Consider the following 17,647-nt stretch of genomic DNA (forward strand, 5'->3'; position numbering starts at 1 on the left):
GTTAGCTTTAAGCTTTGTTATAAAGCGCTTTTGCTTTGCCGGTTGTTTTTAACCTGAGTCGGAAAGAGAGTTCGGCAACAAAGCCCGGCACACGTAATATTTCTCGCTGAACATGTCTCGCATCACGACACAATTCAATATTGTTAGAGGTAGACACGCCGCCCATTGAAAATTCAGACACCAGCCCTTTGATACGCTTAAAGGCATAGCCGTTTTTATACATTTTTGCCGCCAGCGCGTAATCGGATGAGACTTTATATTGCAGATCGTAGGGATATTTACGCAGTCCAGAGAGCGGGAAAAAGATAGCCTGATGGCTGGCCGGCAAGCTGTGGTAGATATACCAGCCCCGCTTGGCGCTGCGGCGAATTTTATTGCCGTCACCAAAGTCCAGCAGCGCGTCACCAATCACCATCGCGTCATCGCGCTCGCCTAAGGCTGCCAGCTGATAAATCACCTCGGCAATCTCAGGGTGGAAAGCATCGCCGGAGTTCAGAAAGAGCGCATAGCGCCCCTGCGCCATGGCGATGCCTTTGTTCATCGCGTCGTAAATGCCGCTGTCTTTCTCACTGACAAAGCGCAGGTTGTACTGGCCCTGCAGGCCAGCAAGAAACTCAGCCGTGCCGTCTGGAGAGTTGCCGTCCACCACAATCCATTCGAACTCGATGCCTTTGGCCTGTGCCAGGTGCGCCAGCGATTGCCAGGTCTTCACGACCCCGGCATGGTTACGCCATGCCACTGTAATAACACTTAATAACATTATTGCGCACCTCCTGGCAGCGAATGCTTAATTGCTTTACGCAAAATAAATGGGCAAACAATTAAAAATGCATATTCCGGGCTAAAAATAGAACCGGTAAAGAACAAAGATACAGGCATAAACAACCAAAGCTGAACACGATAATTCTCATTATTGCCAAAGGCATTGCGCATCATTTTCATAACTCGCCACATATAGCCAGCGGTCATTAATACTGCAAACCATGAGAAATAAATAATCAGCAGATACAGTCCATTGTCCACGGTTTTCCCTACATCCGCACCGTTAAATATTCCGAATGATGCGACATATTCATAGAGAGAACCAAACCGTACTACGCCATCAACATTTGCCAGAGAGTAACCAACCATCGCCAATGGACCAATAATACGGTAATACGATGACGACCCTTCGGTTCCCAAATCACCAACACGGGTTGCGATATAAGGGAAAGCGAATACCAAACCGATTAAAAAAACAGCCAGTGAAATAATTGCTAATGGCAACTTCTTTTTAATGGCGCTTTTATTAAGATATTGAAACGCCCACTCCAGCAGATAAAACAAAATAAACGTCATTACCCCGGAGAAAGATCCTGACAGGATTATCCCTAAAAGAATCATAACATCAGTTTTCGGCGTTTTGATACCAAACTGTTTGATGCTGAGCCAAATTGAGATTAATGCCAGGGCGAAGAAAGCGGGCTCGAAATAGAGCGCCGTAGTGCGCCGCCCACCAAAGCTAATAAAGTTGAGCACGTAACTGTTGCTGTAGATGAGAAACTTTGAAATTTTCTCAATCAGGCTACTGCCGCCGGTCAGAATAATCTGAGCCATTTCCGCCGCCGCCAGCGCCACAATAATGCCCACCACGGCATAGAAAAACCGTAATATCTTGCGGTGATTGCGCTGAGAAATAGTTTTGAATCGGCAGCTCCATGTCATGCCCAATATCAGCACAATATAGACAAACAGCATCATCGAGGTGACATACTTGGCCGGGTCGAGCGACTGGCCAAAAATGTAGTTAAATGCCGTCAGTCCCGCCCCCACACCCAACGCAATCATCAATTTTTTAAGGTTAATGCGCTCGATATACAGAAACAAAATCGCCGGCAGGAAGGTCACGATGGTTATCGGGAAACTCTCCCCCAGCGAGGCGAGCTTAATGTTCACCACCAGATAGATGAACGGCAGCAGCAGATAGCTACAGACCCTGATAGAACGAGACATATTCCTCCAGCATCTGCTTGCCGCTATAGGCCGTGCGGCTGGCTGCACGGAAGGTCGCTAAATCAGTCGCGAAAACCTGCTCTGCCAGCTGCGTTTTTTTAAGCTGCACCAGCGCCAGAACGTGTTCCGGGGTGAAGGTTTTGCCCCCCACTTTACGCAGAACTTCATCCGCGGCCTCGCTGCTCGTCGCCACCACCGGCACGCCGATAGACAGCGCCTCGCACAGGATCAGCGGATAGTTATCCACGCGGGAACTGAACACCAGGCTGTCCATCGTGTTCAGCTCGCTCATCAGCGCGCGCTTGTCGGTCATATAGCCGTGGTTCACCACGTTAGCGCCTTCAAACGGCGAGAATTTGCCAAAGGTATGCAGCTCAATTTTGTCGCCCAGCGCCATCATTGCCTGTACCAGTTTCTGGTTGGTTTTGCCGTCATAGCGCAGGTCGTGGGCCACAATAGCCACGCGGGGCTTCACCGTCGCGACGCCGCTTTCAGGCAGCTCCGCCAGAATCGCCTCGGTGGCGACGTCGATACCGTTATTGATGATGCTGCAGCGCCCGGCACCATAGAGCTGATTAAAAGCTTCGGCGACGTGCTGGCTGGGGGAGATAAACTTGCAGCCCAGCGCCAGCATCTCGCGAAACAGCTGGCGCTTGCCCGCCACCTGCTGGTGCGCCTTATCCACTTTGACCGGCGGATAGTTGTTCAGCGTCGGGCATTTAACACAGCCGGTTTTCCAGCCTTCGCAGCCGTCCAGAAAGGCGCAGCGCCCGGTAATGCTCCAGTGATCGTGCAGCGTCCAGACGAAGGTAACATCCGGCTTGTGCGCCTTCACCCGCTGGCAAAACGACACCATTTCGTCCAGGTTCAGCCAATAGCTGTGCACCACATGGAAGTGCAGCACAACCGGCTGTGGGCTGCGGATGACCCGACGGTAAAGCTTATTCAGATTGCCGAATGGATCGCGGTTCAGAAAACGGAACAGCGCGATATTGGCAACCGACACCAGGCGAGGCGTGTGTTTCTCAACGTCGGGATAAATGTCGTGGCTGGCGCTTTTCTTGCCGCCTTTGCCATAGCCGTAGATAAAACGTGAGGACAGCCCGGCCAGACGTGCACGCTGGTGCAGATCGAGCGCCACGCCCGCCGCGCCACCTTCGGCCAGGCGGACATTAAATTGCATGATGTTCATTGGATCACCTTCACCCGAGCTTTTTCACCGACCACCAGCGCATTGTCCGGCACGCTGTCCAGCACCACGCTGCCCGCGCCTACAGTCACGTTATTACCGAGGGTGATATCGCCCACGACGATCGCGTTAGCGCCCAGCTCAACGCCGTTGCCAATCACCGGGCAGGCGAGACTGTTCCCCCGGTTACCAATGGTGACGCCGTGGCGGATGGTGAAATCATCCCCGACGACGACGAACTTATTGATAACCACCGCATAGCCGTGATGAATAGTGAACCGGCGGCCAATGGTGGCTCCCGCCTGAATTTCATAGCCAAACAGGCATTCGGTAATGAATCGGTAGGCCAGCAGCACGGGCGCAGCCCAGAGGTTGTTGATGACGTTTTTCTTGCGCCACACCGAGCAAAAGTGGGCTACGCGATAGGCCAGCACCATGCAGCACGGGCGCAGGCTCCAGCTATTGGCACGAATATCCTCCAGCACGCTTACCTCCCCCGCAGACTATCGGCCAGGCGCTTGCCGTTGCGCACCGTCAGCAGAGCTAACAGGGTGCGCCACGACATGCGCTTATTGCGGATTTGGTAGAGCGTATACAGCTGATATTTCTTGCTGGCCCGGTCGAACTTGGCTTTGTGCTTGCGGTAAAAGTGGAAATAACCGGCAAATTTCTTGGGGGATTTGGTTATCTGCATTTCGCCGTGATTAACGTGCAGAATTTGGGTCGCCTCTTCCACCTTCCACGGCTGGCCGAACGCCACCACCATGCGCAGGAAGATGTCGTAATCCTGCGCCGCCTTCAGCTCGGTATCAAACAGGCTGCTTTTAAAGCGTTCGGCGTAGGTAAAGACCTGATTGCCGATGATATTGCGCTTGTAGAACAGCTTCAGGGAATACGGCGACTTCGGGTACAGCGGCAGGCTGGTCGGCTGCGAGTAGACCTGCCCTTCACACAAATAGTCGTTGGCATATAAAAACGCGTGGGTGACCAACTGATTCTGGTGGGACAGAAACACCGACAGCCGGTTCGGCGTCCATTCGTCATCATCATCAATGCCGGTGATAAAACGCCCTTGCGCCAGCCCAATGGCCTGGTTACGTACCGCGCAGGCACCGCTGTTCATGTCGTTGTGAATGTAACGCACCCGAGGATCGCCGAGGTCTGCAACAAACTGCTCCAGCTGCTGGAAGCTGGCGGAGCAGTCATCGACGATGATCATTTCCCAGTGGTCATAATCCTGCCGCAGCACCGAGTTGATGGCGCGAATGGCCAACTGCTGGCGGTTCCACGTCGGCATATATATAGAGATAAGCGGGCGAGTTGCGCTGCTGTTCATGGCTATCACCTTATTTAGCATCCGACTTATATTCGTATTCGTAATACCCGTAATCCTGGTAGCCCGTGGCCCGGCGGAAAATCGAGTTAAGGATCACGCCGCGCACGGCAATGCCGTTCTGCTCAAAGCGGCTCAGGCTGGTTTCCACTTCTTTCAGCGTGTTCACCGCGTAGCGAGCCACCATCAGCGTGGTGCCCGCATGGCGCCCCACAATTGCCGCATCGGTGACGGCCAGAATCGGCGGCGTATCTATCAGCACCAGGTCATAATTTTCACTGGCCCACTTCACCAACTGAGAGAAGCGCTCGTTCATCAACAGTTCGGACGGGTTAGCCGGGACCTGCCCACGTGGGATAAGGTCAAAGTTCGGCACGGAGGTTTTCTGCGCACAGCGGGTAATATCCCCCTGCCCTGACAGCACATCGGACAGCCCGTTAACGTTGGTGGTCCCCAGCAGTTCGTGGGTATAGCCTTTGCGCATGTCGCAGTCCATCAGCAGCACGCGCTTGTTGGTCTGGCTGATCACCGCCGCGAGGTTGGCGCACACAAAGGTTTTACCGATAGACGGGCTAACGCCGGTGAGCATCAGGACGTTGTTGGGGGCCTGCATCATGGCGAAATGCAGGCTGGTGCGCAGGCTGCGAATGGCTTCAATGGCCAGGTCGGTCGGGTTACCCACCGCCAGCAACTGGCTCTGTTTGAAGCGCTTAGTGCCTTTGACGTTGCGCAGGTTGGCCTGGTCGCGGGTTTTCTGCCATTCGGAGAGCGGAATGCTCGCATACACGCTGAGCCCCGCCTCTTCCAGCACGGTCGGGCTTTCAATGCCGCCGTTAAACAGCGAGCGCAGCAGCACCCCGATCACAGACACAATCAGGCCCAGAATGATGCTGCCCAGCACCACCAGCACGCGCTGAGGTTTAACCATGCCAGGCTGCGTAATCGCCGGGTCGACGATGCGCACATCACCCACCGTACTGGCTTCGGTGATTTTCAGCTCTTGCTGCTTGTTCAACAGCTGCATATAAACCTGCTGCCCGGACTCCACATCGCGGGTCAGGCGCACAATTTCCTGCTGGGTTTTGGGCATCGCGGCGATGCTGTTAGTCAGGCGAGCTTTCTGATCTTCCAGCGTTCGGCGCTGCTCCAGCAACGTGCGGTAGGACGGGTGGGCTTTGGTGTACAGCTTGGAGATTTCAGCTTCTTTGAAGGTCAGCTGATTCAGCTGAGCGTCGATGTTGACCACGGAATCCAGCAGCGATTTGGCCTCCAGAGAAAGATCCACCGAATCCTGGCGCTGACGATAGGCATTCAGTTTGTTCTCTGCGGCATCCAGATTGCGACGCACTTCAGGCAACTGCTCGGCCAAGAACTTCAGGCTTTTGGCCGCCTCTTCCGATTTGCGCTGCACGTTCTGCGCCAGATAGTTGCGGGTGATGCTGTCGAGAATGGTGCGGATCTGATCTCTATCCTCCCCGGTGTAGGACAAACTAAGCACGCCGGTATCTTTGCCGTTTTCAGTCACCGTCAGGTTGCCCAGCAGCTGGTTGATCATCCCCAGCGTGGAATATTTCACCACCGTGAAATTGTCACCAGGCTGCGCCTGGATGCCCTCCACCTGCATCGTGACGCCCGATTTACTCAGCAGCTTGCCCACTTCCCCTTTGGCGCTAAAGCCATTGTCGCTGGTCAGCTGATACTGTTTATCGTTCAGCACTTCCAGGGTAAAGGTGTCTTTGTTCATCGCTGCCGGCAGCGTAAACGTGGTGACATTCACCGTGTCGTTCTGGTGCCCCTGCAGGCGGTCCCAGCCGGCGCCGAACAGCCAGAAGGTGTTCTTAGTCACCGAGATGTCCAGATTCAGGTCATCAACGGTTTTCCCAAGCACCATGCGGGACTGGATCAGCTGAATTTCTGCGGCAGACGCCGGTGGCTTATTGCTGAGCGCGGAGCTGATGTCGTTCACCAGCGTGTTACCGGCATTTTGTTCGATTTGCACCAGCGCATCGGCCTTGTAGACCGGCGTGGCAAACAGGGCATAAACCGCGGCCAGCACGGCAAACAGCCCCGTAATGCCGATCACCCACCAGCGAGCCTCCAGCACGGTGCCAAACAAACGGCCAATATCAATTTCGTCATTGCCCTCGGTCGGGGCGCTCGAACGGCGTACTTTCTCTGTCATTGTTATCCCTGATGAGCGTTGAGTGCGTTAGCCCACTTTTGGGCAGAAAGGTCGAGCATGCTGTAGACCGCTTCGAAGGCGTCACGGCTTTTACGATAGGGGTCAGGAATTTCTCTGCCGGCATCCCAGTGGCCAAACAGCATCACTTTGCCGCGCATTTCGGGTGCCATTTCGCACAGCGTGGTGATGTGGCGTTTTTCCATCGCCAGAATCAGATCGTGCTCCCGGCATAGACGCCCCGAAACCTGGCGGGCTAAATGCCCCTCAAGCGAAAGGTTGTGCCGCCCGGCAACCTCAACAGCACCGGCGTCAGCGCCCTTGCCGACCAGCGCTCCCAGCCCGGCTGAGCTGACGCTAAGCTCCGGATGGTAACGTTTGAGCAGCCGTTCAGCCGTGGGGGAACGGCAGATGTTCCCCACGCAAACCACAAGTATTTTGTTGAACATAGCGCGTTACCAGGTGTGAATATCTTTGGCGGTATCGGTCATGTAACGCACGCCGCTGATGGTTGGCAGAAGCTGGTTGATCAGGCGATTCCAGCGAGAAACTGGGGCGGTAGTGACGTACACCACGTCATACGGCTGGAGCTGGAACTCGGTGCCCATCACCAGCGAAGTCGCATCGGACATATCGAGCTGATAAATGTTGGCAATCTTGCCGTTTTGCTGCGTCTGGCCTTTGAGCGGACGGATCACGAAGATGCCGCTGGCGTTGGACGAGGTGAGATCGATACCTTCGGCCTGGCCGAGCGCCTCGGTAAGCGTCATGCCGCTGAAGTCCATTTTGAGGGTGGTTTGCTTCTTCACTTCCCCCATCACAAACACTTTCAGATCGTCATTACGCGGCACAAACAGAATGTCGCCGGGGTAGAGCAAATGGTTTTGGCTGAGGTCGCCGTTTTGCATCAGCGCCTGTAGAGAAATGCGTTTTTCCTGCCCGTTATGGGTCAGAACGACGTTACGCCAGTCGGCTACTTCGGTTAAACCGCCTGCGGCATTGATCGCGTCGAGGATAGTCAGCGGTACGTTAGTGATGGGCTGCTGGCCGGATTTATTTACCTGCCCGGAGATATAGGCTTTTTGCGAGCGGAAGGCAGCGATATTAACGTCCACCTGCGGCTGGGCAATGTACTGCGCAAGACGGCTGGTAATATCGCTGCGAATTTCTGCCAGCGTTTTGTCGGTCACGCTGATTTTGCCCACATACGGATAGAACATGGTGCCATCGGGCTGTACCCAGTTACCGGTGTCGCTTGAACTGCGATATTGCCCCGCAGGCGTGGTGAGTTCCGGATGATCCCAGACCGTGACGTTTAATACATCCCCCGGCCCGACGCGGTACTGGTAATTGGCGATATCTTTATCCAGCCCGGCATTCGGCTGGGCAACCACTGGACGAGGCCTCAGTTGCTCTACCAGTCGCGGCGTTAAAGGATAAACGTTGACCATTCGGTCAAGGTCGAAATCGGCATCCTGTTGTTTGATGACGTCTTTTCCCGACGTAGACATATTGCTGCCGGGAAATATCGTGCAGCCGCTCATCAGGGTGACTGACACCAATAATGGCATCAACTTCAGTTTGTATTTTATCATTGAATATTTATCACTATGGCAGAGTAATTATCCTGAGCGAATAAAACAGGCAAGCAATTAACCGTGAGAACGAAGTGCAGAATTGAACATATTCAGAGAATGAGAAAACTGGCATTATTCCTAAAATAAGCTTATTCCCCGACATTCTGATGACGCCATCACTTGCTGTTATCTGGCCGCATCCGGGCACGCTACCGCCCCTGGCTCACAGTCACCAACCCACTGAAAAAGGTAAATAATCCTAATAACCTGAGATTCTCTAATATCCGAAAAATATTGAAAAAAATGAATCAGGTCTTATGACAATGCTGGGACAAACTATTACTAAACGAGTAATCACACATTCATTGCTAATCATCGCCAAAGATTGTTGCAGCTTAAAACTCAGCAGGCAAGGAGACAAAAGGCTGGAGGCGGACTTTTAAGAATAATATGAACCACGCAATAATAACATTTTAGGATTTTCTTTATATTGACAATAAAAATAATAAGACAATGTCTGGGAAAATATGCAGAACTATCTCATAGCGGCGTATTCATATATAAAATATATAACTCAAATGCTTCTTTAAATATTATCCGCAATAATTTGCCGGGCATTCATTTAATGCTGAAAATTCTATAAGTCATTACGGATTATTCTCAGACAAACATTGCTTTTTGTCCGACAATTATCCATCATTTCCGTGTGGCATTTGCCCGTAAGTTAAAGGCTATAAACCCCGTATGGAATGGATTGCCGACCCCTCAGTCTGGGCCGGGTTAGTTACCCTGGTCGTTTTAGAACTGGTTCTGGGCATTGATAACCTCGTTTTTATTGCCATCCTCGCCGAAAAGCTGCCTCCTAAACTGCGCGATCGTGCCCGCGTCACGGGCTTACTGCTGGCGATGGTTATGCGCCTGCTGCTGCTGGCCTCCATTTCGTGGCTGGTGACGCTTACCCGACCGCTATTCACCCTTCACGACCTTAGCTTTAGCGCCAGGGATCTGATCATGCTGTTGGGCGGTATGTTCCTGCTGTTTAAGGCCACGATGGAGCTGAATGAGCGGCTGGAGGGCAAAGACAGCGAGCATCACACGCAAAAACGGGGGGCCAAATTCTGGCCCGTTGTGGCGCAAATCGTCATTCTTGACGCCGTGTTTTCCCTTGATTCGGTGGTCACCGCCGTTGGCATGGTCGACCATCTGGCGGTCATGATGGTCGCGGTTATCATCGCCATCGGGCTGATGGTGCTGGCCAGCAAGTCGCTGACTCGGTTTGTGAACAGCCACCCGACCATCGTGATTTTGTGCCTGAGTTTCCTGCTGATGATTGGCTTTAGCCTGGTGGCCGACGGCTTTGGCTATCAAATCCCGAAAGGCTATCTCTATGCTGCCATCGGATTCTCGGTGATGATTGAATCACTCAATCAGCTGGCGATATTTAACCGCCGACGTTTTCTTTCCGCAAATCAGTCGCTGCGGGAGCGCACCGCCGAAGCCGTGCTGCGGCTGTTGAACGGCAAGAAAGAAGACGCGGAACTGGATGCCCAGACCGCCTCACTTATTGCCGACAGCGGCATTAACAGCGATGTTTTTAACCCGCAGGAAACGCGGATGATCGAGCGCGTGCTGCACCTGAACCAGCGCAGCGTCAGCAGTATCATGACCTCCCGCCACGACGTCGAGCATCTGGACATTACCGCCCCGGAAGCCGAGGTTCGCGAACTTCTGAATAAAAACCAGCACACGCGCATCGTGGTCACGGACAATGACGATGACATCCTCGGCGTGGTGCACGTTATCGATTTATTGCAGCAATCGCTGCACGGCGAAGCGCTGAATATTACGCCGTTGATTCGTCAGCCGCTGGTTTTCCCGGAGGCATTACCGCTGCTGCAGGCGTTAGAACAGTTCCGTAACGCGCGCACCCATTTTGCTTTTGTCGTCGATGAGTTTGGCTCGGTGGAAGGCATTGTCACCCTGAGCGACGTGATGGAAACCATCGCCGGTAATCTGCCGAACGAAGTGGAAGAGATAGATGCCCGCCACGATATCCAGAAAAATCAGGACGGCAGCTGGACGGCTAACGGCCACATGCCGCTGGACGACCTGGTGCAGTACATCGCCCTTCCCCTGGATGAGAAACGGGAATACCACACCATTGCCGGGTTGCTGATGGAGCATTTGCAGCATATTCCAGCCGAAGGCGAGAGCGTTGAAGTGGGGAATTATTTGCTCAAAACGCTGGAGGTGGTGAATCACAGGGTCAACAAAGTACAAATCACCCCGCTCGAACAAGACGATACTCTGCTGGATTATGAGGTATAAAAAAAACGGCGAGAGCCGGTTTTTTTGTCGTTAAAGCTTATTCAGTAACTGCTGAGCGTCTTTCGCCTTGTCGCTCTCTTTATGCTTATCCAGCCAGTCATTGAGCCGACGCTTAGCTTCATCCTGCAGCTGCTTACGCAGCACCTGGTCAACCTGCAGCGTGTAATTCAGCTGCTGCCACGGGCCATAAACCCGGAGCGGAACGGCCGTGTTTTTTAGCACTTCAATCAGTTTACTGTCGCTGCCCTGCCAGCCGCCGCCGACTTTAATTGCAAAGTTGGTGTCGCAGACCTCTTTCACCAGATCCATCGTGCCTTCGCCGGTCAGGGACAATACGCTGGACTCACCGACCATCTTCGTCATCGTCAGAAGCCCGTTATCCAGCGACGCAGACGTGGAGAAGTGATCAAGCTCGGTGACGTTCTGAACATTCTGCTGCGCATCCACGCCCTCATTGTTCCGACTGACCGCCTGCTGAATCAGCTGCTGGAAGTTCATTCCCTCGAGGCGGGAATGGACCAGCTCAAGCTGGGCGTCTCCCTGCCAGTTACTGCGGAAATCCTCCGCATCAAGGCGTTCACCGCTGAAATCACCCGTCATAGAAAACTGCCCGGTTAACGCAATCGGGTAATCAAACGCGGTCAGAATTTTGCCGATCTCAATATTTTTCACCTGCGGCTGGAAGGCAAGCTCAGGCGTCTTGCCACTGGCATCCAGGAAGCCCGGCAGCGAGAGCGTGCCCTGCCCCAGCTTGCCGTTGAGCTGGTTAATACTGAGTTTACCCTCCTGATTCACCAGCGCGGTCTGCACATCGCTGAACGCCAGGCCGCGCCAGCGCACTTCACCGGCCTTGATATTCAGTACGGCATTAAAATTACGCAGGCTGTGGTAGTTGGTTTCACCCTGTTGTTCGGCAATCACCGGGCCCGGGCGGGACGGTTGCTGAGCCTGCTGGGCCTGTTGGTTAATCAAGGTATCCGCAACGGGTGCATTGGCCACCAGTTTGTCGAGATTGAGCAGGCGAGATTGCAGATCCACCGTCCACTGCGGTTTATCCTGCATCGCCACGCTGACATTGCCCTGTAAATCACTGTCGTTGGCCGTGAGCTGCATATTTGTCAGCGAAAGCTGGCTGCCCGTGTTTTTCCAGCCCAGTTGAAGCGATCCCGAGCCGCCGATGCCGCCAGCCGGAAGGTCGGCGCCCTGCAGCTGGTAGTCAATTTGGCTTAACGTGGCGTTGATTTGCTGCGGATAGTCATGGAGATCGACATCTGCGGTGACCGAAAGCGTTAAATCCCGCTGGTCACGGTTGATTTGGCTGCTGAGTTCAATATGCGCCTGGCGCTTATCATCCTGCGTCATTTGCAGGTTAATATTGCGGACGGTGACCTGCTCGTCATTGATATGCTGGAAGACCAGCACGCTGTCGACGACCTTAAGCTTCGCAACATCAAAGGACCAGCCACGCCCGGTATCCGGTTCACTAATGGTGTCTTTTGGCCCTACCGGCGCGTTAGCCGAAAGCTTCGCTTCAGCCTGCGGCGTCATCTGAATCACCGCGCTTTTCAACATGACCTGGCGAACCTGAAGCTGGTGAGAAAGCAGCGGAATCAGCGCTACATCCAGACGCATATTTTCCGCGCTAACCATTGGCAAACTGGCACCCGGCGCAGTCAGTGACATGCGGCCAGACAAAATACTCAGCTGCGGCCAGACATGCCAGCGCAGCGGCCCTTCCAGCTCAAGGTGATAGCCGCTGCGGGCCTCAACCTGACGAACCATATAACCACGGAAGTCGTTAGGGTTAACCAACAACACGAGTGAGGTCAGGCCGGCTATCAGCACAACCAGCAGAATCATCAACGTGGTTAATAGTCGTCTCATAACATTCTCCATATCATTCGCCAGAGGGCGAACAACTCACTGCAATTCAGTCTTTATCGATACGGCTTGCTACCGCACCCTGCTGGTCGCGGTATTTGGCATCCTGACGGCGATTATAAGGGCGAGCGGCTGGCCCGGAGAGGGGTTCAAAGCTTAGCGCGCCAATCATCATGCCCGGACGCAGCGCCAGCGGCAGCTTCCCTGAATTGTAGAACTCAAGCACGATACAGCCATGCCAGCCCGGATCGATGCGGTGGGCGGTGACGTGTACCATCAGGCCCAGGCGCGCTAACGAGGAACGCCCATCCAGCCAGCCCACAAGGTCGTCCGGCAGCGTGACAGATTCCAGCGTTACCGCCAGCGCCAGTTCACCGGGATGTAGAAAGAAAGCTTCACCTTCTTCCAGCACAATCTCATCACTCATCACGCGCTCTAACGCTTCGGTGACTTCATCTTTTGGGCCGCTGAGATCGATAAAAGGTGCGGTATGCCCGCTAAACGTGCGGAATTTATTGCCGAGGCGCACATCCACGGTGGCACCGTTAATGCGTTCAACCGGAGGACGGGGGGTAATCGCTAAACGGCCATCATCCAGCCAGGCTTCGATATCACGATCGCAAAGGCGCATCGCAGATTCTCCTTATCAATCTCAGTTTACACACACTGCCACAGAGCGTCGACGATAGCCAATTGGCAATGGATGAGGGATTCAACGTAAAAGCGAGCGGCTTACGCGCGCCCGCAAAGGTCTTTATTCAAAGAACTGACTGATTTTGGCTTTCAGAATATCGATTGCGATGCGGTTCTTGCCCCCGCGCGGCACGATAATATCGGCGTATTGTTTGGAAGGCTCAATAAATTGCAGGAACATTGGGCGTACCGTTTTTTGATACTGCGCCATCACGGAATCCATTGAACGGCCGCGCTCGTTAACGTCGCGCTTCATACGGCGCATCAGGCAGATATCCAGCGGTGTATCAACAAAAATAGAGAAGTTCATTTCCTGGCGCAGGCGCGCATCGGTCAGCAGCAGGATGCCTTCCAGAATGATCACCTTCTTCGGGACCAAATGCACGGTCTGGTCGGTGCGGGTGTGCTCCACGTAGCTATAAACCGGCAGTTCGATAGCTTTGCCGGACTTCAGCGTCTGCAAATGCTGGAAAAGCAGGTTGTGGTCCATTGCGCTGGGGTGATCGTAGTTGGTTTTAACACGCTCTTCCATCGACAGATGGCTTTGATCTTTGTAGTAACTGTCTTCTGGAATGACACCAATGTGTTCATCGCCGACTTGCTCGCGCAGTTCACGATACAACGTGCTGGCAATGAGGCTTTTCCCTGAAGCCGATGCGCCGGCTATCCCGATGATGACGCATTGATGAGACTGATCGGTCATATTATTTACGGCCTGAATACGAAAAGTGTTGGAAGGACGACGCGGAGGCGTCAAACGCCGCAATTATAGGGACAACCGCCTTTTGATACCAGCCTCTTACCCCCTGCAATCGTGAAATTACGCGGCAAAGGGCCAACAAAGTGACAAAGGCATGACAGCGCACCATCGCCAGGCAACGGGTAAAGTGGAATTATTTAATTACGTGATTTGACTACGCAATTTCTGACACTCTGTAGGTAAATTCTGACAACCGAGCATAGGAATTGTAAATTGTTTGTACTAGCATAAACCGATTCTTTATTTATATGCATCCGGGCATGACTCCTGGCGGCAGTGTCCAAGCGGATTTGCGGTAATGATTAGAAAAAACAGACAAACAGAAGCCGCCGTCCATTCACTGATACTGCTGGCTGGCTTGGGGTTACTCAGCTTTGTTTTCACCCTCTATTCCCTTGAGCTGACGTTAAAAGGCACCGATCTGGTGCCTATCTGGTTTACCACCTCGGTGATGATGGCGGCATTTTTCCGTTCTCCTCTCCGTCAATGGCCGTTCATTGCCGCCGTCTGTGCACTGGGCAGCATGGCAGCCAGCGCCGTCGTTTTTTCATTTAGCGGTCTGAATATTTCGTTAACCGCAATAAATCTGTTTGAGGCGCTGCTGGGCGCGCTTTTGTTACGCCGCTTTTTGCCGCGGAAAAACCCCTTACAAAACCTCAATAACTGGTCACGACTTGCCGTGTGCAGTGCGGTAATCCCTCCGCTGGTCGGCGGCCTGCTGGTGACGCTATTGCCGATACCGGTTGACTCCTCGTCGCTGAAAACCTTCTTTATATGGGTGCTGTCTGAATCCATCGGGGCGCTGGCGCTGATGCCGGCAGGGCTGCTGTTTAAACCTTATTATTTGCTTCGTCACCGCAAAGCGGCCCTGCTGTTCGAAACCGTGGCAACCTTCGCCGTCACGCTGGCACTCAGCTATTTTTCATTAATTTATCTGCCCTGGCCGTTCACTTTTATCATCGTCATTCTGATGTGGAGCGCCATTCGGCTGCCGCGTCTGGAAGCCTTTATTATTTTCCTTGCCACGCTGATGATGGTCTCGGCGATGATAGCCATCGGCAAGCTCCCGATGTTAACGCCCCACCCGCGCGTGCTGGAATATGCGCCGTGGCTGCCGTTTCTGCTGATTCTGCTGCCGGCAAACGTCATCACAATGGTGATGTACTCCTCCCGCACAGAGCGTAAACACATCACCGAAAGCGAAACGCGCTTTCGTAACGCCATGGAATACTCGGCTATTGGCATGGCGCTGGTCTCTACCGAGGGCAAATGGCTGCAGGTCAATAAGTCATTATGTAAGTTCCTCGGCTATTCCAGCGAAGAGCTGAGCGATCTCACCTTCCAGCAAATTACCTGGCCCGAAGATTTGAATCTCGATCTTCAGCACCTGAGCAAGCTCGAGGCCGGGCACATCAATAGCTATTCAATGGAAAAGCGCTATTACACCAGCGCGGGCAATGTCGTGTGGGCCATGCTCACGGCGTCCGTTGTGCGTCATACCGACGGCACGCCGCTCTACTACATCGCCCAGATTGAAGACATCAACGACCTGAAGCATACCGAGTGGATCAACAAGCGGCTGATGGAGCGGATTACGCTTGCCAATGAAGCCGGCGGCATCGGCATCTGGGAGTGGGATCTGACCAACGATGTCATCAGCTGGGATAAGCGGATGTTTGAGCTTTACGACGTGCCGCCGCATACCAAACCCACCTACCAGCTCTGGCTGAACAGGCTGGTGAAAGAAGATCTCGCCCACTCGGAAACCGTTATTCGCGAGTCGTTAAAAAACCGCCTGCCGTTTAAGCTTGAATTTCGTATCCATGTCAAAGACGGTATCCGCCATATCCGCTCCCTGGCTAACCGCGTGCTGAATAAGAACGGCGACGTGGAACGGCTGCTGGGCATCAATATGGACATGACCGAAGTTAAGCAGCTCAACGAAGCGCTGTACCAGGAAAAAGAGCGGCTGCACATCACGCTGGACTCGATCGGCGAAGCGGTAATTTGCACCGACGTCGACATGAATGTCTCCTTTATGAACCCGATTGCCGAGAAGCTCAGCGGCTGGGCGCAGGAGGCGGCCATCGGCCAGCACATTCTGGCGATTCTGCGCATCACCTTCGGTGATAATGGCCCGGTGATGGAAAACATACACAGCGGCGATTTTTCCCGGAGCGCTATAGAGCAGGATGTCGTGCTGCATTGCCGCAACGGCGGTAGCTACGACATCCACTACACCATTACGCCGCTGACTACGCTGGACGGCCAAAGCATTGGCTCCGTGCTGGTTATCCAGGATGTGACTGAGTCCCGGAAAATGCTCAAACAGCTGAGCTACAGCGCCTCGCACGATAGCCTGACGCACCTGGCCAACCGGGTAAGCTTTGAGAATCACCTGAAGCGCTTACTGCAGGGTGCGGTTGAACACCGCCAGCGCCATGCCCTGGTGTTCATTGACCTCGACCGTTTTAAAGCCGTAAACGACTCCGCGGGCCATGCCGCAGGTGATGCTTTGCTGCGGGAGCTGGCGGCGATGATGCTGAGTATGCTGCGCACGGGGGATTTCCTTGCTCGCCTCGGCGGCGACGAATTTGGTTTGCTGCTGCCAGATTGTTCCACTGAAAACGCACGTTATATTTCTGAGCGCATCATTCGCAGTATCAACGACTACCACTTTATGTGGGATGGCCGTCTGCACCGCATCGGCGCCAGCGCCGGGATCACGCACATTGACGGCGATAATGCTATCGCGTCTGAAGTGCTCTCCCAGGCCGATATCGCCTGCTACGCCTCGAAGAACAACGGCCGCGGCCAGGTCACGGTTTATGAACCGCATCGCCACTACATGGAGCAAGGGCGAGACACCATGCCCCTCGACGAGCAGTGGCAGGTGATCAAAGACAATCCCATGCTGATGATAGCGATGGCGATTGCGCCGCCGCGCATCCCGGAATCGACCTGTTTCTATCTCCTGACCCTGCGCTTCTGGGGCAACGAAGGGGACGTTATCAACGAACCCGCATTCCGCTCAGGCCTCGCCGACCCGGCACTTCACCATGCGCTGGATCGCCGCGTATTTAGCGAATTTTTTGACAAGTATGCCGCTCAGGTCGCAAGGAAAGGTTTTGGCGTCGCGCTGCCCGTTTCCGGTGCGGGCCTGGTCAGCGATACCTTCGTCAATGAGCTGCTGGAACAGCTTTCCTCCCGCACAATGCCGGCCCGTCTGCTGCACCTGACGATTCAAAGCAGCGACTTGCTCGCCGAACCACAGCGCGCTTATGCCAGCCTGAAACGGCTGCGCAAAGCCGGTTGCCGCATAGTGCTGAGCCACGTTGGGCGCGATCTGGAACTGTTTAATACCCTGAGCCATCATCTGTTCGACTACGTGATGTTAGACCCGGACCTGATCCTCAACGTGCACTGTAATCTGATGGACGAAATGATGGTGACGATTGTGCATGGTCACGCCCAACGCATGGCGCTGCAAACTATCGCCGGTCCGGCGGATATGCCTCTGGTAATGGATACGCTGTCGGGCATTGGCATTGATTTAATCTATGGGGAAACCATCGCCCAGCCGCAGCCGCTGGAGCTGCTGCTGACGAATAGTTATTTTGGCATTAACTGACCGGCCCCACCCCAATAAAAAAACCCCTGTCCGGTTGACCGATTCAGGGGTTTTTATTTAGCGTCTGCCAGCCAGAACTGGCTT

Annotated in this window: 13 protein-coding genes; 2 read left to right on the forward strand and 11 right to left on the reverse strand. The window is 53.9% G+C overall.

Features of this window, described 5'->3' with window-relative positions; translation table 11 throughout:
• Positions 1-7: 7 nt before the first annotated feature.
• Genes wcaE through A936_RS04595 form a run of 8 tightly spaced genes read right to left on the reverse strand, consistent with a single transcriptional unit; the run spans position 8 to position 8,288 of the window.
• Complete coding sequence (gene wcaE, locus A936_RS04560; protein ID WP_008455081.1) at positions 8-760, reverse strand: colanic acid biosynthesis glycosyltransferase WcaE; 753 nt, start codon at positions 758-760, stop codon at positions 8-10.
• Positions 760-1,992, reverse strand: a complete 1,233-nt coding sequence (gene wcaD / locus A936_RS04565; protein ID WP_008455083.1) for a colanic acid polymerase WcaD — start codon at positions 1,990-1,992, stop codon at positions 760-762. Before wcaD ends, wcaE begins: the two co-directional genes overlap by 1 nt.
• Complete coding sequence (locus A936_RS04570) at positions 1,967-3,184, reverse strand: glycosyltransferase (RefSeq protein WP_008455085.1); 1,218 nt, start codon at positions 3,182-3,184, stop codon at positions 1,967-1,969. The genes wcaD and A936_RS04570 overlap by 26 nt, the downstream gene beginning before the upstream one ends.
• Positions 3,181-3,666: a colanic acid biosynthesis acetyltransferase WcaB gene (gene wcaB, locus A936_RS04575; protein WP_008455087.1), complete on the reverse strand. Its 486-nt coding sequence runs from the start codon at positions 3,664-3,666 to the stop codon at positions 3,181-3,183. Before wcaB ends, A936_RS04570 begins: the two co-directional genes overlap by 4 nt.
• A gap of 2 nt (positions 3,667-3,668) precedes the next feature.
• Positions 3,669-4,517: a colanic acid biosynthesis glycosyltransferase WcaA gene (wcaA, locus tag A936_RS04580; RefSeq protein ID WP_008455089.1), complete on the reverse strand. Its 849-nt coding sequence runs from the start codon at positions 4,515-4,517 to the stop codon at positions 3,669-3,671.
• A gap of 10 nt (positions 4,518-4,527) precedes the next feature.
• Positions 4,528-6,696 carry a tyrosine-protein kinase Wzc gene (gene wzc, locus A936_RS04585; RefSeq protein WP_008455091.1) on the reverse strand — a complete coding sequence of 723 codons (2,169 nt, stop codon included), beginning with the start codon at positions 6,694-6,696 and terminating at the stop codon, positions 4,528-4,530.
• Between the two features lie 2 nt (positions 6,697-6,698).
• Complete coding sequence (wzb, locus tag A936_RS04590; protein ID WP_008455093.1) at positions 6,699-7,142, reverse strand: low molecular weight protein-tyrosine-phosphatase Wzb; 444 nt, start codon at positions 7,140-7,142, stop codon at positions 6,699-6,701.
• A gap of 6 nt (positions 7,143-7,148) precedes the next feature.
• Positions 7,149-8,288 (reverse strand): polysaccharide export protein, encoded by a 1,140-nt coding sequence (locus A936_RS04595; protein ID WP_008455095.1) that lies wholly within the window; start codon positions 8,286-8,288, stop codon positions 7,149-7,151.
• Between the two features lie 726 nt (positions 8,289-9,014).
• Here A936_RS04595 and A936_RS04600 point away from each other — a divergent pair.
• Positions 9,015-10,598 carry a TerC family protein gene (locus tag A936_RS04600; protein WP_008455097.1) on the forward strand — a complete coding sequence of 528 codons (1,584 nt, stop codon included), beginning with the start codon at positions 9,015-9,017 and terminating at the stop codon, positions 10,596-10,598.
• A 30-nt stretch (positions 10,599-10,628) separates the two neighbouring features.
• Here A936_RS04600 and asmA read toward each other — a convergent pair whose 3' ends face one another.
• The 3 genes from asmA to udk form a co-directional block, all read right to left on the reverse strand.
• Positions 10,629-12,482, reverse strand: coding sequence for an outer membrane assembly protein AsmA (gene asmA, locus A936_RS04605; protein ID WP_008455099.1), 1,854 nt, complete (start codon positions 12,480-12,482; stop codon positions 10,629-10,631).
• Between the two features lie 46 nt (positions 12,483-12,528).
• A complete protein-coding gene (dcd, locus tag A936_RS04610; RefSeq protein WP_008455101.1) occupies positions 12,529-13,110 on the reverse strand; it encodes a dCTP deaminase in 582 nt (193 codons plus the stop codon).
• Between the two features lie 123 nt (positions 13,111-13,233).
• Positions 13,234-13,875, reverse strand: a complete 642-nt coding sequence (gene udk, locus A936_RS04615) for a uridine kinase (protein WP_008455103.1) — start codon at positions 13,873-13,875, stop codon at positions 13,234-13,236.
• A 355-nt stretch (positions 13,876-14,230) separates the two neighbouring features.
• Between udk and A936_RS04620 the strand changes: the two genes are divergently transcribed.
• Positions 14,231-17,563, forward strand: coding sequence for a diguanylate cyclase (locus A936_RS04620; RefSeq protein ID WP_008455105.1), 3,333 nt, complete (start codon positions 14,231-14,233; stop codon positions 17,561-17,563).
• Positions 17,564-17,647 lie beyond the last annotated feature (84 nt).

This window comes from Enterobacter sp. Ag1, assembly GCA_000277545.1.
Taxonomy (GTDB): domain Bacteria; phylum Pseudomonadota; class Gammaproteobacteria; order Enterobacterales; family Enterobacteriaceae; genus Cedecea.

Coding starts and splice junctions, on each gene's coding strand:
- wcaE (WP_008455081.1), bottom strand. CDS start 760: ATGTTATTAAGTGTTATTACAGTGGCATGGCGTAACCATGCCGGGGTC.
- wcaD (WP_008455083.1), bottom strand. CDS start 1,992: ATGTCTCGTTCTATCAGGGTCTGTAGCTATCTGCTGCTGCCGTTCATC.
- A936_RS04570 (WP_008455085.1), bottom strand. CDS start 3,184: ATGAACATCATGCAATTTAATGTCCGCCTGGCCGAAGGTGGCGCGGCG.
- wcaA (WP_008455089.1), bottom strand. CDS start 4,517: ATGAACAGCAGCGCAACTCGCCCGCTTATCTCTATATATATGCCGACG.
- wzc (WP_008455091.1), bottom strand. CDS start 6,696: ATGACAGAGAAAGTACGCCGTTCGAGCGCCCCGACCGAGGGCAATGAC.
- wzb (WP_008455093.1), bottom strand. CDS start 7,142: ATGTTCAACAAAATACTTGTGGTTTGCGTGGGGAACATCTGCCGTTCC.
- A936_RS04595 (WP_008455095.1), bottom strand. CDS start 8,288: ATGATAAAATACAAACTGAAGTTGATGCCATTATTGGTGTCAGTCACC.
- A936_RS04600 (WP_008455097.1), top strand. CDS start 9,015: ATGGAATGGATTGCCGACCCCTCAGTCTGGGCCGGGTTAGTTACCCTG.
- asmA (WP_008455099.1), bottom strand. CDS start 12,482: ATGAGACGACTATTAACCACGTTGATGATTCTGCTGGTTGTGCTGATA.
- dcd (WP_008455101.1), bottom strand. CDS start 13,110: ATGCGCCTTTGCGATCGTGATATCGAAGCCTGGCTGGATGATGGCCGT.
- udk (WP_008455103.1), bottom strand. CDS start 13,875: ATGACCGATCAGTCTCATCAATGCGTCATCATCGGGATAGCCGGCGCA.
- A936_RS04620 (WP_008455105.1), top strand. CDS start 14,231: ATGATTAGAAAAAACAGACAAACAGAAGCCGCCGTCCATTCACTGATA.